This is a genomic window from Lacinutrix cladophorae (assembly GCF_053604645.1).
The window spans coordinates 21,348-39,601 of record NZ_JBSHNR010000059.1 but is presented as its reverse complement, the minus strand read 5'-3'; the positions used below and the strand labels follow the sequence as shown (position 1 = coordinate 39,601).

The 18,254-nt window shown below is 30.8% G+C and carries 11 protein-coding genes; 7 read left to right on the top strand and 4 right to left on the bottom strand.

Annotated features, from left to right (window positions below):
* Positions 1-2,165, top strand: a 2,165-nt coding sequence (locus ACVC3Y_RS00580; protein WP_452225791.1) for an HYR domain-containing protein, incomplete at its 5' end; no start/stop codon positions are given.
* A 69-nt stretch (positions 2,166-2,234) separates the two neighbouring features.
* On the opposite strand, the gene ACVC3Y_RS00575 is transcribed toward ACVC3Y_RS00580, so the two are convergent.
* The 4 genes from ACVC3Y_RS00575 to ACVC3Y_RS00560 all read right to left on the bottom strand — a co-directional run bounded on the left by ACVC3Y_RS00575 (position 2,235) and on the right by ACVC3Y_RS00560 (position 8,092).
* A complete protein-coding gene (locus ACVC3Y_RS00575; protein ID WP_452225790.1) occupies positions 2,235-5,462 on the bottom strand; it encodes a CHAT domain-containing protein in 3,228 nt (1,075 codons plus the stop codon).
* 11 nt (positions 5,463-5,473) lie between these two features.
* Positions 5,474-6,214 carry a hypothetical protein gene (locus tag ACVC3Y_RS00570; protein ID WP_452225789.1) on the bottom strand — a complete coding sequence of 247 codons (741 nt, stop codon included), beginning with the start codon at positions 6,212-6,214 and terminating at the stop codon, positions 5,474-5,476.
* A 1-nt stretch (position 6,215) separates the two neighbouring features.
* Positions 6,216-6,794 carry an RNA polymerase sigma factor gene (locus ACVC3Y_RS00565; protein ID WP_452225788.1) on the bottom strand — a complete coding sequence of 193 codons (579 nt, stop codon included), beginning with the start codon at positions 6,792-6,794 and terminating at the stop codon, positions 6,216-6,218.
* 89 nt (positions 6,795-6,883) lie between these two features.
* Entirely contained in the window at positions 6,884-8,092 is a 1,209-nt protein-coding gene (locus ACVC3Y_RS00560; protein ID WP_452225787.1) for a hypothetical protein, read from the bottom strand.
* Positions 8,093-8,191: 99 nt separating this feature from the next.
* On the opposite strand from ACVC3Y_RS00560, the gene ACVC3Y_RS00555 reads away from it, so the two are divergent.
* From ACVC3Y_RS00555 to ACVC3Y_RS00530, 6 genes are all read left to right on the top strand, one after another.
* Positions 8,192-8,569, top strand: a complete 378-nt coding sequence (locus tag ACVC3Y_RS00555; RefSeq protein ID WP_452225786.1) for a Na(+)-translocating NADH-quinone reductase subunit F — start codon at positions 8,192-8,194, stop codon at positions 8,567-8,569.
* 66 nt (positions 8,570-8,635) lie between these two features.
* The gene (locus tag ACVC3Y_RS00550) at positions 8,636-9,622 is read left to right on the top strand and encodes an FAD:protein FMN transferase (RefSeq protein ID WP_452225785.1); all 987 of its coding nucleotides are present in this window, start codon (positions 8,636-8,638) and stop codon (positions 9,620-9,622) included.
* A 92-nt stretch (positions 9,623-9,714) separates the two neighbouring features.
* Complete coding sequence (locus ACVC3Y_RS00545) at positions 9,715-11,703, top strand: tetratricopeptide repeat-containing sensor histidine kinase (RefSeq protein WP_452225784.1); 1,989 nt, start codon at positions 9,715-9,717, stop codon at positions 11,701-11,703.
* 3 nt (positions 11,704-11,706) lie between these two features.
* On the top strand, positions 11,707-12,459 hold the full coding sequence (locus ACVC3Y_RS00540) for a LytR/AlgR family response regulator transcription factor (RefSeq protein ID WP_452225783.1): 753 nt from the start codon (positions 11,707-11,709) through the stop codon (positions 12,457-12,459).
* 101 nt (positions 12,460-12,560) lie between these two features.
* The gene (locus ACVC3Y_RS00535; protein WP_452225782.1) at positions 12,561-15,485 is read left to right on the top strand and encodes a histidine kinase; all 2,925 of its coding nucleotides are present in this window, start codon (positions 12,561-12,563) and stop codon (positions 15,483-15,485) included.
* A gap of 194 nt (positions 15,486-15,679) precedes the next feature.
* Positions 15,680-18,253: a T9SS type A sorting domain-containing protein gene (locus ACVC3Y_RS00530; protein ID WP_452225781.1), complete on the top strand. Its 2,574-nt coding sequence runs from the start codon at positions 15,680-15,682 to the stop codon at positions 18,251-18,253.
* The last annotated feature ends 1 nt before the right edge of the window (position 18,254 follow it).

The following is an 18,254-nucleotide window of genomic DNA, read 5'->3' as shown; positions in this document are numbered from 1 at the left end:
AGGCAGATGCAGGAAATATCAGTTGGTCGGGAACACCAGGTGTTTTAAATAATGAAGGATTGATCAAAAAGACAACTTCTTCTGGAATCGCCGCAATTGTACTTCCTATAAATAATAATGACGGAACTATTCAAGTAGAATTGGGTACACTTTCTTTTCAAAATACATTAGGCAAAAATTTTACAGATGGTACTTATAATGTGTTTGCAGGAGCAAGTATGAATTGGGATACTACTATTAATCCTTCGGGAACATTAGAAGGAACTATCGATGGTGATTTAAATTGGAATAGCATAGTAAATGTATTAGATGGAACATATACAGCTTTTAATTTTTCGGAAACAGATAATTTTAATTGGACAACAGGAACCTTGTCAGGAGGAGGAACTTTAACAAATAGGAATGTTTTGAAACTTATCGGTTCTTCAAATAAGTTTGTTTCTGGAGATACAACCCTCGAAAATCAAGGTGCATTTTTATTTATTGATAATGGCGATTTACTTATTGTTGGTAATGGAAGTATGCTAAACAATACAACAGAAGGAATTATTGATATGCAAGCAGATGCAGGGAATATTAGTTGGTCAGGAACATCTGGTGTTGTAAATAATGCTGGCTTAATACAAAGAACAACTACCACGGGAATCGTTCAAATTGCTACCGAATTAAATAATTCTGGTACCATAGAAGTAGTTTCTGGAGAGCTTGAATTTACAGGAAGTCAGTTGTTTACAAATGAAGTTACTGGTAAGATTAAAGGTGTTGGTATTTTAGATGTTCCAACTGTTGGTAATTATACAAATAATGGAACATTTGCTCCAGGATTGTCTCCAGGAACGTTAAGTGTACAAGGAGATTATAAGTCTTCCGAAACTTCTGTGTTAGATATCGAATTAGACGGTTTAATACAAGGAACAGAATACGATTTATTAAACATAACTGGAACAAACGTTGTTTTTGACGGAGATTTAAATGTAACATTGGGTTTTGATGCTAATGTAGGAGATTCCTTTACTGTTGCTACGGTTAGTGGATTAATTACAACTAAAAGTTTTACAACACCTATATATGCAGATTTTGGATGCAAGCATTATACTATGGATATAACTTATCCAGATGATAAAAATGTGGTAGTAACTATTTCTAATAAAGAAGATATTTTACCTCCAGATGTACTAACACAAGATATTACTGTACAACTAGATAATACGGGTAACGTTTCTATAGTGTCGTCTCAAATAGACGCTGGTTCTTCAGATAACTGTACTATTTCTGCAAATTTAATTTTTGCATTAGATCGTAGTGATTTTACATGTGCAGATATAGGTGCAAATACCGTAAGCTTATCTGTAACAGATGAAGCTGGTAATACGAGTAATGCAAGCGCTATTGTAACAGTCGAAGATACTTTAAGTCCTACAGTGTTAACCCAAAATATAACCGTTCAATTGGATGCTACAGGAAACGCTTCGATTATAGAAGATGAAATAGATAATGGTTCCTCAGATAATTGTACTATTTCAAGTTTTGTACTTGATGTCACCAATTTTTCTTGCGCAAATTTAGGTGCAAATACAGTAAATTTAACAGTTTTAGATTCTAATGGTAATAGCCAATCTGCACCAGCGACGGTTACTGTAGAAGATATTATTAAACCCACTATAGTTTGTCCTAATGGATTGGTTGAAGTTAGTGATGGGCCATTAACGTTACCAGATTATTATTTAGATAACGTAGTTGCTGTTTCCGATAATTGTGAAGTATCAAGCATAATGCAAACACCAGTTCCTGGTACTATTTTACAAGACGGTAATTATAATGTTAGTTATCTAATTACAGATTCTTCCGGAAATACAGAAACCTGTACTTTTTTTGTAAAAGTAGAAGATACTACACTAAGTATCACTGACAATGTTTTATCTGAAAATGATATTCAGCTATTTCCAAATCCAGTTATAGATAAAGTAATCTTGCGTAACTCTAATCGTTTAGAACTTATCGATGTCATGTTAATCGATGTAAGAGGGAGTGTTATTAAAACCATAGATGTAAAAGGAAAGGCATTAGATATAGAAATTTCACTAGAAAATTATACTAGTGGTATGTATTTTATAAAAATTAATGGCACACATGGCTCGATTGTAAAACGATTGATTAAACAATAAATAATCGTTTAAAACTAATTTTAGTTAGTTGTTAATTAAAAAGGCTGTCCATAAAATTGACAGCCTTTTTTATGCCTTCTTTCTAAGTTTCATAAAAATAATAAGTAGTATAAGTACTAAAACACCTAATAATAGATAGCGTAAAGGGTTTGATGTTTGAATTTCAATGGGGCTAGCATCTCCAATAAGAATTAATCCTGCCCAATATTGTGGGTGTTTTGCACGACCATTAGCCATTTTAATATAATCCAGTTTCGCAAGTCTTAATGCCTCATGTTTTGGAGTTCCTTCAGAAATATTATTATAAAATAGATCAATAATTTTCATGCTAGATTGTTCGTCAATTTTCCATAGGCTAGTTAAAATACTTTCGCTTCCAGCGTAATTAAAAGCATGTGCTAATGAAATCATACCTTCTCCAGATTGATAGGTTGGTTTGCCTGTTTCGCATGCTGTTAATACAGCCAGGTTGGAGGATAAATTCTGATTGTATATTTCATAGGTGTATAGTGAATTATCTTCACCTGAAGCATCTTTAGCAAAGACTAACCTAGAGAGTTCGGGCGATATATTATTAGATTCTGCATGTGTGCCTATATGTATGATTTTATGTTCTTTGGCTTCATTTTCAAATACTTGTTTGGAAGCATTTTCGTTTAAAAATGATTTGCCATTAAATAATTTTGTACGCTCTTTAACCAATTCTGCGCTAAATGGTTGTGGTAATAATTGTAAATATGCCTTGTCCATATGCATAGAATCGGTAATTGTCATTCTATAATCGTCCTTCATTTCATCATTAAATTCTGGTGCAAAGGCAATAAAATCGCTAGAATAATCTGTTGTTTTCTGGTTTTCCTTTAATAAGAATAGACTATAGTTATAAGATATATTGTGTTTAGATAATAAACTATGTTCTACCATTGTTTCAAAAGAAGTTGCTTTACTTGAGGTTAAAGATTCAAAACTTAGATTAAAAAGTGCTCCATCCGGAATTATTATTATGTTTTTATTATGAATCTTATCTTCGATTGGTTTCCATAAATTTTGATATAAGATGTAAAGTGATTCCGAAGTCCTATCCAAATCAAGTTTGTTTGTAGCTAAAAAGGCAATAGGTTTACTATTGTTTTTAGAGGTTAATCTCACTATATTAAAGGTTGTTTTATCTACTATTAAAGCATAGAGCTTCTTATCTATGTTTAAATATCTAACGACTGTAGTTTGTTCTGGAATATTATTTTGAAGATTGCTTAACGGAGTTTCTATGGTCGCATAACGCATTTTGTAATATTTTGGATAGTCTTGTTTAAGGCTGTCTAAAAAAAAACTCCAAGATTTTGAGGCTTTAAAGAAATCACTAATACTTGAGTTCTTGTTCGTTTGTAAAGTAGCAGCAATATTGTTTTTTAATTTTTCCTCTCGCTCCAAAATAGTTTTTGAAATTCCAGAAAAAGCGAGGTCTTCTCTTAGGTTAAGTCGGGAACGAATACGATTATACAATCCAGACTCATGAAGATTAATAACATCCATTAGGTATTGTTTGTTATTGGTTTTTTCAAATAATTCTAACCTTATTTTTTTTGCAAAATTAAAAAGCTCTTGATTTTGAGACATTAGCGTTGTAATATCGTTGTGTGATTTTAATACTGTTTTTCGTTGGTCTAGTATGGTTATTCCTTCTTCAATTTGAAGAAGTAAATGCTTTAAGAAAGCTTCATCCTTCGTTGTAGAAAGTGCATACTTAGAGCGTGTGTTTATGGATATTGCACGAGGTTTTTCAAATTGTATTGAAATAGAATCTGAGGCATTATTCGAGTTAGGATTTTCGAAGCCGAACTCTAGAGCTGCAGTACTGTATTTTTTTGCTTCTTCGTAATTTTTAAGAATGTAATAGGTGTTAGCTAGATTTGTTGTACTAATAAATTCCCGAACTGTATTTTTAAAACTTCCTTTTTTTGTGAATGTATAAGCTTCTTTTGCTAATGCCAAAGCCTTGGTTTTATCTCCATGCTTTGCATGAAAAACAGACATGGTTCCCATTTCTTCTAACATTTCTTTAGAGAAGTTATTGTTAGTAGCTTTTCTGTTTAAAAGTTCCCCTTTTAAGTAATAAGAACTTGCATTAGTATAATCTTTTAAATCTTTATAAACACTAGCTCTAGAAATGTAAGCTATACCTAACCAGTACGTTTGTGCTTTTTTGTTTTTTTCTATTGTAGCAATTGCTTGGTCTAAAAGTATTGCTGCATTTTCTAGATCTTTGGTGTTTATTTTAGCTTGAGCAAGTATTATTTTTGAAATATTTACACTTGGATCTGTCTCGCCAAATGCTTGTTTCTTGATGTTAAATGCGTAGTTTATAAGTTCTTCAGCTCTTTTAAATTCACCTATTTCATTATAAAAAACGCCCAAATTATCAATAGCAGCGAGTTTACTTTTTTTAGCCTTTAACTTACGTTGTTCATCTATAGAATTATCTATGAATTTTTGTAAATCGGAAATAGCTTTCTCTGTAAATTTAATAGCTTCATTATTCTTGCCTATGGCTTGAGATACTATGGCTAAATTGATTTGTAATAGGGCTGGACGATAATACTCGTTCATGAAGTCGTCTCCTTTTGGTGCGTTATGAAGTGCATTTAAAGATTTATTCATATAATATTTAGTACTATCCATTTTGGCTTCAGTCCAGTATACTATTCCTATGCTGTTATAGGTTCTTTGTAACGCTACATAATCTATGTTTTTTACATTTTTAAGTGCTTCTATGCTCTTTAAATAGTGTTTTTTAGATAATGGATAATTGCTTAATTGAAGAGAATAATAACCAAGATCATATTCTAATTCTGCTTTTTCTTTAGGTCTATTCTCTTGCAATTGTGCGACAAAAGGGATTGCTTCTGTTACTGTTTCATATGCTTTAGAGTAATCTCCTGCATCTGAATACGTAACTGACAATCCAGTAAGTGCTTTATATGAAATATATGGGTCATTTTGTCTTAGTAATTCTTCAGTAAATTCTTTAGAGCGTTTAATAGCAAGTTGTTTATCATTATTTGCTAGAATAAAGCTGCCAATAAATTCATAATAGTTTATAAGTGAATCGTATTGTTTTACAGCTTTAAATTGCTCTATTTGATGATAGAGTTCTGCCTTAGCTTTGGCTATTTTTTTTTGATCAACTAGTTTTCTTAGTTTATCGATCTTAGATATGGAATCCTTTTGCGCATAAGTAGGCACTGTAGTAATGTGAAATAATACCACAGCAAAGCAATAGCAAGTGAACTTCTTCATAAAGTGAAGTTTTAGTTGTTTAGTTTAGAAAGTATTTTTTTGCTATTATCAATAGTACTAAAGGTAAGATTTTTTTTTGCAAGTTCCATGTTATCGGCTTTTAAATGTGCTAAACCTAAGTAGTAATAGGCTTCATTAGTGAAACTTCCAAGCGTATTATTTGTTACTTTACTTAAATACAGAATAGCCTTCTTTTCATTTTTATTTGCTAAATGAGCAACGCCAATAAAATAATTTAATGTGTCGTTTTTTGGTTTAGTATTTAGAAGTTTTTCCCATTTAGAGATTGCTAAAGTATAGTCACCTTGTTTGTAGTTAACCATGGCATTATAAAAATCATAATTGTTGGTTTCTCCCATCGTAGTTGGTAAACCAGGATCTGCTTTAAAATATTGCGTATATAATTTTTCATTATTAGAACTCAAATTAATAAACCAAAAGCTTCCCAATGCTATAATTAAAACTGCAGCTGCAATCATTTTTTTAAATGGAAAAGAAATAACTTTAATGTGGTTGTTTTTAAGCGTTTTATCTGCAGAGATACCACTATGGTAAATATCTAATTGTTCCTTCAAGCTTTGTGTTTCTATAGCTTCTTGCATTATTTTGTGTTCATTAAAATAATGTAATAACGCACTGTTGTTTTTTAATTTTAATTCCAATGCTTTACGCGCTTCAGGTGACATGGAACCACTTAAGTAACGCTCTATGTTTTCGAATTCTTTTTCTGTGATGTTTGTATTTGGGTTCATGCTATTTGTTATTTTCTGAAGCTAATGTTCGTAATTTTTGCATACATCTGTACTTTTTGTTTCTAGTAGATGCTGCGTCTAATTGCAATTCTTCAGCAATAATCATCATCGATTTCTTTTCAAAATAAAATTTCTTTAATAGTGCTTTACACGAGCCACCAAGACCTTTAAAAGCATGCATTATACTATCTAATCGTTTTTCTTTTAAAATATCATCATCATTTTCATATAAATTTGTGTCAGCAGCTTCAAAATGATTGATTTTTGAGACTACAACAGTTTTTTTATGATGCTGAGAGCGTAAATAATCTAACCATTTGTTTTTAGAAATGGTGTAGAGATAGCCATGAATAGCGGAATCATTTTGCGATTCAAATTTATCGTTTTTAACGTTTTTCCAAACACTTAAAAATGCTTCTTGAAAAATATCTTTGGCGTGTTCTTTATTTCCATTGTTTTTTAAAATATAAGCTTCAATTTTTGGGTAGTTGGATTGATACAATTGCTTTAGCGTATTGGAGTCATTATTTTTAATAGACTCAATTACAGAATGATTATTTTTAGTATTTCTTTTTTGCATCTTAATAGGAAAGATACTAGAAAGTTATAATATTTCATATCATTTTTGATAAAGTGTATTTTATTAAGTTTAATGGTAAATTCTGGGTATTAATTGGTTACGTGTTCTAACTGTTCCCAGCTTTCATGGTTTGCAGTATTATCTATATTTGGATTATAATTATAATCATCTGTTCCAAGATAGGTGTCGTTAGCATTTTTCCAAACATTGTTATTGTATCCTTCAACTTGGTAAATGTCTCCTGTTGTATTTGTCATAGTGCTACGTTCCCAAATACTATTTATAGTATTGGCATGTCCGGCATCAGAAATAGCATTTCTTTTTTTCCAACTTTCATGTCTGCTATCGGCCATATCACTATATGTTTTTGCGTTTTGACGAATTGTTCTTCCAGTTGCTTTAATAGCTGCCATTCTTGCTTGGTGTTCTGTATTATTTTTCTGCGCCATTTGCGCATAGTATTGGTTGTTTGTTTTTACCCATTGCGGGTTGATTTGTAAATTAATTAAAGCGTAAATAAGATTTTGTTTTGCATTTTCGTAGACCTTTTTAGGAGCTTCTAATGCATTGATTGTATATCCCCAACCCATTCCGCCAATTTGTGGATATTGTGTAACATAATAACGTACAATGACAACAGATAGATTTCCTTTTTGATCTTTCCATTCTGTTACCATACATTGGTATTGTTTGTTTTCTGGGGTAGCTTTAAATATATAACTATCCATTAGTTTGTCTTTTTGTGCTAAATGTGGTAATGGGTATTGTCTAACAAAAGATGCACCTTCCTTTTGAAAGTACGGTTTAAAATCTTCGTTTATAACGCGATCTAAAGATTTTAGAGGTTGCACATTGGCTCCGTTTTGTTTTGAGAATTGATTTCTTTGTGGGTCATTGTGATGCGAAAATGAAAAATATTGTTCGCCATATACTTTTACACCACTAGCATTTTCAAACAATATATTCTCTTGGTTTTTGCTTTTTTCATTCCAGGATTTTGGAATTGGTAGAATCCCAAATAGGATTCCAAATTGTGGACTTATGATTTTATATGGTTTTAAGCCGTTTTTATTGGTCTTTTTTTGTTGTTGATTATTATTGATTTCCTGGCTTTTGTGTTGCCAATTTGTACTGTTAGTATAATTTGTATTTTGTATGTTATTACTTTGTTGCTGATTGTTTTGTGTATAATCTTCCAACGGAAAGTCAAATCCTGAATTAGCATTTGTTTTCTTGTTTTTGCAAGAAAAACAAAGTAAAATAGCGATTGTGATGCAAAATAAATGGTTTGGTTTCATAGTATTTATATTTATTGGATTTGTTTCTTACTTCTATAGTTACATCGAAAGATTTTTAAAATGTCATCATCTGTAAAACATTTATAGTATTTTTGCAGTATGAACAAACCCCTTACAAAACAAGAGTTACATAACTTAGCAATGAATCACGTTGGTAAAGATTTAGAAAAACGAGGTTTCGAGTTTGTTGCAATAAATAGTACGCTTAAAAAACACCCGCAATTTGTTTGTATAGATAAAAATAGCCAATACTTTTTTGTAATTGTTCGTGCTGTACTACTACCAGAAAACCCTAATAACTACGATATAGTTTGGATGGAGACTTTTAAAAAACATGCCTCCAATAAAAATGCTAAAGTATTGTATGCAGGTGTTGGACTTGGTAACCCTAATGGTGAAGATTTACCGGTGTATTTAAATCAAGAATATTTAATTGAATATAATGGTATTCAAGTGCTGGACATAAATTTAAATTGAAAGATAACAATTAACTAAAAAAAGCTCCTTTTTGAGGAATTCCACAAAGGCAATCAAACTTTTCAAATGAAATTAAAGTATAAATTAATAGCATTTTCTTTTAGCATATTATTGATTTCCTGTAAAAAAGAACCAAAAAACACCAAAATTTCTGGTCCTGTTTTTGGTACTAGCTATTCCATAATTTATGATGTAGATACTAATTTTGGAAAGCAAATAGATAGCTTATATTATGTAATTAATAAATCGATGTCTACCTATCAAACTAATTCTGATATTTCTAAACTGAATAGAAATGAAAGTAACAAAATCGATTTGCATTTTAAAAAAGTACTAGAAGTTTCTAAACAAATCTATAGTCAAACTGAAGGTGTTTTCGATCCTACTATAGGAACCATTGTAAATGCATTAGGATTTGGCCCAGAAAAGAAAATAGAACGTTTAGATAGTCTTAAAATTGATAGCTTAATGCAGTTTGTAGGATTAAAGAATATTGATATTGCAGATCAAATAATAATTAAAAAATATAAGAATACGTTTATAGATTTTAATGCAATAGCTAAAGGGTATGCAGTAGATGTAGTTGCAGATTTTTTAGAAAGTAAAAATGTAACTAATTATTTGGTAGAAATTGGAGGTGAAATTCGTGCTAAAGGAAAAAATATAGAAAAAAATGCAGCATGGACAGTGGGTATCGATAAACCAAATTTTGATGGAACCCAATCGGTATTAAAAGCTATTCCATTAGAAGAATCTGCTATGGCAACCTCTGGCACTTACAGGAAATTTAAGTTAGATGAAAACGGTAAACGTTATGCGCATATTATAGATGCAAAAACAGGATATCCAAGTAAATCGAACATATTAGGTGTATCGGTAGTTGCTACCAGTTGCATTCAAGCAGATGCATATGCAACTGCTTTTCAAGCAATGGGAATAGAAAAAACAAAAGCGTTTTTAAAAAACCATTCCGAACTAAAAGTTTTTATTGTTTTTGAAAATAATAACAACGAATTGGAAACCTTAAGCCTTAACGGATTTCCAGAAGCATAATTTTTTGTGTTAAAAGCTCAAATCCACATTTCAGCAAATGAAAAGGTGGTTATTATAATGTTTTTTTCATTTTTACACTAAATACCAAATTTATGAAAAAAATATTACCAATATTTTTAATCCTATTTCTTTTCCATTATAGTTTTTCGCAACAAAAAGTTATTGACAGTTTAGAGCAAGTATTATCTAAAATAGAAACGGATAGCCTAAAAAGAAAAAAGTCTATAGCGTTTATCAACTATTACCGTCATAGAGATTCTGATGTTCATTGGTATGTTTTAAACAAACTTCTTAATAAAAGTATTGAAGATAAAGAAGAGAGTCAAGAAGGTAAATGGATTAACGAAAAAGCACTGTATCATTCTATTCAAGGTAATATAGACTCTACATTTATATATGCTAAAAAAGCTTTAAGTATTGGAGAAAGATTACAAAATCCTGGACTAATACGGATATCTCAAGAAACTATTGCTGGTGCTTATGAGTCTAAAGGTGAATTTTCTAAAGTGATAGAACTGTATCATGAAATATTAAAAAGGGATGAAGAACAAGGAAGAGAAGGAGATAAGGATTATCTTATTACCAAATATAACCTTTCAGGTACATATTATAATATAGAAGAATACGTGAAATCTTTTGATGTAATGGAATCTCTTTATAACCATCCAACAATACAAGAAGATGAGGTGTTTTTGTCGGAAGTATGCTTGCAAATGGCAGCTGTTAAATATCAATTAGACGAAACAGAAGAAGCAATAAAATATGCTAAAAAAGCAGAGTCTATTGAAAAAAGACCTTATTTAAAGGCAATGATTTATTCCGTTTTAGGTTCTATTTATATTGAAAAAGAAGATTATAAGAAAACCAATGAGTATTTTAAAAAATCACTTCCTATTTTTGAACAAATGGGAGATCAAACTAGAGTTCTTACTACCAAACAAAATATTGGAAATAATACCATGTTATTAGGTGATTATAATTTAGCCGAACAACAATTAAAAGAAGTAGAGGCAATTTTATCTGCTTCAAAACATCCAAATTTATCTAATCTAGAAGTTAATTACAGAGCCCTTTCAGAACTATATGAAAAGAAATTAGACTATAAAAAATCCTTGTATTACTTAGAAAAAGAAATTGTCGTAAGAGATAGTGTTTTGGGGATAGAGAAGAAAAAAGTAATAAGTGATATTGAAATCAAATACGATACAGAAAAAACTAGAAGAGAAAAAGAAGTAGCCGAACAACAAGTCGCAATTACCAAATTAGAAAGTCAAAAAAATAGAAATTTATTTATAGGCTCTTTAACTGTTGCAGGTTTGTTACTACTAGCTTCTGTTTTTTACTTTAGTAGGTTGAGAGCAAAAAAGAAAGCTGAGTTAGTAACTATAGAACTAAAAGAAACGCAAAAACGATTAGCAATAGAAAAACAATACAGAGATTCAGAATTAAAGGCTTTAAAAGCACAGATGAATCCGCATTTTATATTTAATGCTCTAAATTCTATTCAAGACTATATTGTGTTGAATAAAAAAAATCTAGCAAGTGATTATTTAGGGAAATTTGCAGATTTAATTCGTAATTACCTTCACTTTAGTGATACAGGTTTTATTTCTATTCCAGACGAAGTACATAATTTAAATCTCTATTTAGAGCTTGAAAAATTACGTTTCGAAGAACAATTAGAATATACTTTTCATGTTGATGAATCTGCAAATTCTGATATGATTAAAATTCCAACCATGCTTATTCAACCGTATGTAGAAAATGCTTTAAAGCACGGTTTACTGCATAAAAAAGATAATAGAAAGTTAAATGTTTCCATAGGAAAACCTACCAATAAAAGTATAGAGTGTATTATAAAAGATAATGGAATAGGTAGAGAGAAATCTAAAGAAATTAATAAAAAACGAGAAGCACAGCATAAATCTTTCGCATTAAAGGCAACCACAGAACGTTTAGATTTATTAAACTACGGTCGCGAAAAAAAGATTGGTGTAGAAATTATGGATCTCATAGAAGGAGGCAAAGCAATAGGGACAAAAGTAGTATTAAACATTCCAATTCTAAAAAATAAATTATAGCAGATGAAGGCACTTATAATTGACGACGAGAAAAAAGCAAGACAAGTTCTACATATTTTAGTAGAAGAAAACTGCCCGAAAATCACAGAGGTTTTTGAAGCAGAAGATTTGCTTTCCGGTGTAGCACTTATAAAAAAAGAACAGCCAAGTATTGTTTTTTTAGATATAGAAATGCCAGAACATTCTGGTCTTGAGATTCTAAATTTTATTGAAAAGGAAGTACATAATTTCGAAATCATTTTCACAACAGCGTATAGTGAATATGCGATACAAGCCTTTCAGCTTTCGGCAATAGATTATTTGTTAAAACCCGTAAGGCCAAGTCAAGTAAAGGCTGCGGTAGATAAAGCAATTGCTTTTTTAGGAAATACACAAATCAATAAACGTCTAACAGAATTGAAAGCAAGTTTGGAAGATTCTAATTTTAAAAAAATAGGATTGCCAAACGCTGATGGAATTAAATTTGTAGATTTTACAGATATTATTATGCTAGAAGCAGATGGTATGTATACTAATGTTTCTACCGTGACCCATGGTAGTATTTTGGTAAGCAAACCATTAAAATTCTTTGTAAATATTCTTCACGAGATAAAGATATTTTATAGACCGCACCGTTCTCACCTTATAAACCTTTCCTATATCAAAGAATATATTAAAAAAGATGGTGGGTATATTATTATGGAAAATGATAAAACCGTATCCATTTCAAATGATAAAAAAGAAGAATTCTTGACAATCGTTCAGAATATAGGGTAAATTTTTACACCATAAATAAAGATTTTAAATTAGATTTTTTTTGAGTTATATAGATACATTAAAGTATATTTTATTGTAGTTTTATCTACAATTCCTAGATGTTGAGTAAAAACCTACTTTTAATGCTATTTCTATTGTGCTTCTATTTACTGCATGCACAAGAACCAGTGTCTATTCATCTTACAGAAAAAGATGGTTTACCTGATGTTGAATTTTATAGCATTTTAGAGGATAGTAAAGGTTTTATTTGGCTGGCCTGCGATAGTGGTTTGTATCGTTATGACGGTAAAAATTATACGCAGTATACCAATGCAGAAAAACGAGGTCTGTCCGTTTTTCAACTTACAGAAGATCCACAAGGGCGTGTTTGGTGTACCAATATTTCTGGTCAGTTTTTTTATGTTGAAAATAATAAATTGGTCACTTTTTTAGATTTAAAAGAGGATTTAAAAGGACAACTTGCAAATTATATAGTACATAATAACAAGGTTTTAATTACTACAGGTAGAACTTTACATGTTGTAGATTTAACTACGAAGCGAATTCTTCTAAAACAAATAAATAAAGAAGGAGGGGTTAGACTGATACCATTAGAAGACTTCTATGTTTTAATTGATTTTAAAGCAATAGTAATATTAGATGAAGACTTAAAAGAGAAACGTAAGTTTTTGCTTAATGTTAACTATAAAGATGATAAAGGGGCCAGTACCGCTCAAGGAAAAACACTTGTTTTTAAACTAGACAGCACCTTGTTCTTGTCGCAGCAATTTAAGTTTCAAAATACATTTAGAAGATCAAATTTAGCGTCAGGCACAACGGAGTTAGTGAAAGGATTAGCGCTTTTAAAAGATCTAAGAATTATTTCAATCAAAGTAATTCAAAATGATTTATGGGTTTTGACAAATAAGGGAATCTTTATTTATGAAAAGAATCTAAAGGAATTTCAATTAAAAAGGCAAATTTTAAAAGAGGAAGTGGTTACCGATGTAATTATAGATAAAGACCATACGTATTGGGTAACAACACTCACAAATGGTATTTATTTAATACCTAACATAGCAGTGGTAAAATATGCGTTGCCCGAAAAAAGTAACGATGTCATGGCTATTAATAAAGTCAATGATTCTGTGGTGTTTTTTGGGACTAAAGTAGGACAGGTAGGTTTTCTTAATTTAAATAACTCGGAGTATAAGTTCTCCCATTTTTTAAATAATAAAGTATCTGCAATACAATATAATCCAAAACAAAAATATAGTTATGTAAGTACAGATGATGGGACTTATTTTGTAGATAATAACACTTTAGAAGCAACAAGAAAAGGTCACTTTAAAGGAGTAAAAAGTTTTTCTCGTTTAAATGCGTATACCACACTCTATGGAACGTATGTACGGTTGGTTTTTTTAAATGAACATTCTGGGGTAATCAAGGAGTTCTCTAATGATAAGCGTGTGTATACAACACACTACAGCCCTAAAAATAATACTGCTTTTATTGGCTTTGTAGATGATTTGTTAGTATTAGACGATGCATATAACGCAACCACAATACAATATGAAGGCAAAGAAATTTCTGCTATTTCTATTTCCGAAACTGCAGATGGTATCGTTTGGGTTGGTACGTTTAAAAATGGAATTTTTGCTATAAGAGATAATCAAGTTATTGCACGGTATTCTACTGAAAAAGGGTTGCTGTCTAATCAAATTACATTTTTAAAAGGAGATGGAAATGCGCTTTGGATAGCAACACCAAAGGGTTTGCAAATGTTTAATACCGATTTGAAGACCTTTAAAAATCTGACAAAAACAGATGGGATACTGTCTTATAAAATATCGGGTATTGAAATTTTAAAAAACCAAGTGGTTTTGTCTTCCAATAACGGCATATTTTCTTTTGATAAAGATAAAGTTTTTAAAACCACTTCTTGTCCAGAAATCTATTTTAATGATATAAAAATTAATGAAAAATCGGTAGATATTGGAACCGATTACAATTTAGATTACAATCAGAATTCCATACAATTTGAGTTTAATGTGAATGGTATTCTATACAATAGTAATAAAACGTATCAATACCGTTTATTAGGCTATAATGCCGATTGGATTACCACCGATATTGGTGTGAATGCCATGAAATATAGTAGTTTGCCTGCTGGAAAATATACCTTTCAAGTACGGCCAACCAATAGTGATGCAGCTAGTGAAAATGGAATCGAAAGTATTAAACTACATATTAAATTACCCTTTTGGAAAAAATGGTGGTTTATTTTACTCTATAGTTTGTCTATTATAGGATTCATTGTTTTTTACTTTAAAAGGAAATTGAAAAACAAAGAAAAATCCAAACAAATAGAAATTAAACAACTTTCATTAGATAACGAATTAATAGCTTTAAAACTAGAAAACTTACGTTCACAAATGAATCCGCATTTTATTTTTAATGCACTTAATTCTATTCAAGATTATATTGTTTTAAATAAAAGTAGATTAGCAAGTGAGTATTTAGGGAAATTTGCCGATTTAATACGAACCTATTTAAGTCATAGTACAAAAGGAAAAATCACATTACAAGAAGAGATTAATTGTTTAGAAATGTATTTAGAATTAGAGAAACTACGTTTTGAAGATAAATTAAATTATAATATTAGCTCCACTGGAGATTTAAAATCGGATAGCGTATATATTCCTACCATGTTAATTCAACCTTATGTAGAAAATGCTTTAAAACATGGATTGTTACACCGAAAAACAGATCGGAAACTAGAAATTAATTTCCATATCTACTTAGAAGATAAAACGATAAAGTGTATTATTATAGATAATGGAGTTGGGCGAGAGCAAGCCAATAAAATTAAAGCTCACGGTGGGAAAAAACATGCACCTTTTGCTATAAAGGCAACACAAGACCGTTTAGCATTATTAAACTACGGAAAAGAAAAACAGGTAGGTGTAACGATTATGGATTTGTTTGATAATGAACATCCAATAGGTACGCAAGTAGAGGTTATTATTCCGTTTACGGAACAGTAATAGTGGAATAAAAATAGAAACATTTATTTTATAAGACTTATAAAATCGTGTAAAATGATTGTAATAATAGTCATTAAGTGTCTTTATTACAGGTTTTTTTGTTTTAGAAGTTGAAACTAGCATTTCAGAAATTGGCTTTATTTTTAGATAGACTTTACAAGTAGTTTTGATTCATAAACTATAAACTATATATTATGAAATCAAAATTATTACCCTTATTTCTACTAATTACAAGTATTGCATTTGCTCAATTTCCGTTTAACGGATTAGTTGCTGCCTATGAATTTCAAAATGGTGCAGTATTAGCAGATGGTGCCGCAGGTGTAAACTTTACACAAACAGGAACAGCACTTACCGAAGTTAATAACCGATTTGGTGGTTCTACAACAAACGCAATCACACTTAATGGCGATTATCTAAATAGACCTAATATTGATTTTACTGGAACTGGTGAATCTTTATCTTATAGTTTTTGGATTAAGACATCTTATACAGGAGCAACAAGACAAATTATTTTAGATGATAGCGATAGAACAAATACAACATCCGGAGGATGGAATGGTGTGTCTGTTTCAGTTGAAAATAATAATATTCGATTAGAAGTTCGAAGTTCATTGTATTATGCAGGAACAGGAGGATATAACCAAGCGTATACTTTTTCGCATGATGAACCAGGATTAAATGATGGCGAATGGCATCATATTGTGTTTGATGTACAAACCATATTGACAAATGTTTCACCAAACAGAAATAATATTGATGTTATTATCAATTTTTATGCAGACGGTGTACTTAAAACAACAAGTAATACTCGTCCTAATGGAACAGATACTTTTGCTGTAAACATTACACAAAGCCATGATGTAAATACACCAATATATGTAGCTAACATTTCAAACGAATTACTTGCAGCTGGTGAAAAATATGAAGGTGTTATTGATGATATATTAATTTATAATAGAATTCTAACAGCAACAGAAGTAGAAAGTATAGCTTCTTATGGAGATTTTTGTTTTGAACCTTCGCCTTCTATTTTATCTGCAGCTAATATTACCAATACAAGTGCAGATATAAATATTTCAGATTCTGGTACCTACGATATTGCATATCATAAAGCTTCCGAATCTTTCAGTGCTGCTATCCTAGCTTCAAATATTACAACTGGTACAACTGCTTTAGCAGGCTTAGAGGAATTTATAGAATACAATGTGTATGTTAGACAACAATGCGCAGGTAATACGACACCTTGGTCAGAAGCATATACGTTTTCTACCGCTAGAACTATTGGAAGAATTTATGTAGATGCAAACGCAACAGGAAGTGATAATGGTATTTCATGGAGTAATGCTTTTAATAATTTATATGAAGCTTTAAATATTGCACAAGATACTGAAGAAGTCTGGATTGCAGCAGGTACATACACGCCAAAAACAGATAGAAGAGATGTTGGTTTTAGACCAGGAAATGGTGTGAAAGTATATGGAGGATTTGATGGAACAGAAACGCAATTAGGGCAGCGAGTAATAGGAGCAAACGAAACTATTTTAAGTGGAGATTTGTTAGGTAATGATGATGCCATAATTTCATATACAAATAGTACAAAAGCAGATAATTCGTATCAAGTTGTACAAGTACCAAACTTTACACGTAATGTTGTTTTAGATAGATTAACTATTACAGGAGGTTATGCAAATAGTACAGGAACACAAACAAGTGGAGCCGGTATAGAACTTGGAGCTAGCTCTATTACAATTACTATTAAAAATTGTAAAATTAAAAATAATGTGGCATTTGCATCAGGAGGAGCTATATCTCGTCCAGTGACCACTCCATTTGCAGCAACATTAAATATTGAATCTTGTGAGTTTACAGAAAATTTAGCTAGAAATGGTGGCGCTATTTATTTGTTAGGAAATGCAAGTACAAGTATTAATTTTAGTGTAACAAATTCCTTATTTGAAAAAAATAGAACAGAGGATAATGGTTCTAGTTTGGCAAATTCAGGAAGTTCTATGTGGGTAAGAGCAAACGGAACTAATAGTACAGTAAATACAACGCTTGTTAATAATACTTTTGTTGGTAATGTGGATACCGGAACAGCAAACAGCTTGAATAATTTTAATAGAGCAACTATTGGTTTGTCTGAAGCAGGAACAGGAAGAACTATAAATGCTACTATTGCAAATAGTATTTTTTATGATAATGAAACTACAGGAGGAGTTACTGCAAGATCAATTACAGGGTTATACCAAACACTACCTGCTTCTATTACTGTCTCAAACTCTATTGATGAGCAAAATTTTTCAGCAATCCCTAGCGGAAGTAAAACCAATACAAGTAATGCAAATCCGTTATTTATGAATGCATCGACGAATGATTATACTTTAACATCAGGTTCGCCGGCTGTAGATAGTGGAGATAATTCTAAAATACCAGCAGGAATAGTTTCGGATTTATTAGGGAATAATCGTGTGTTTAATACCACTGTAGATATGGGAGTTTATGAGTTTGGCGCAACATTAGGAGTTAATGATTTACAGTTAAATAAAAAAGAAGTAAAGGTTTATCCAAATCCAACAACCTCTATTTTAAATATTAAAATGAATAATAACCTTAAGCAAGCAATTGTTTATTCTGTTCTAGGAGCAAAGGTTTTAGAAACAACATCAAAATCCCTAAATACCGCTAATTTAAAAAGCGGACTCTATTTAATTACCATTGAAGATGAAACAGGAAGTATAACCACTAAACGTTTTATGAAGCAGTAGT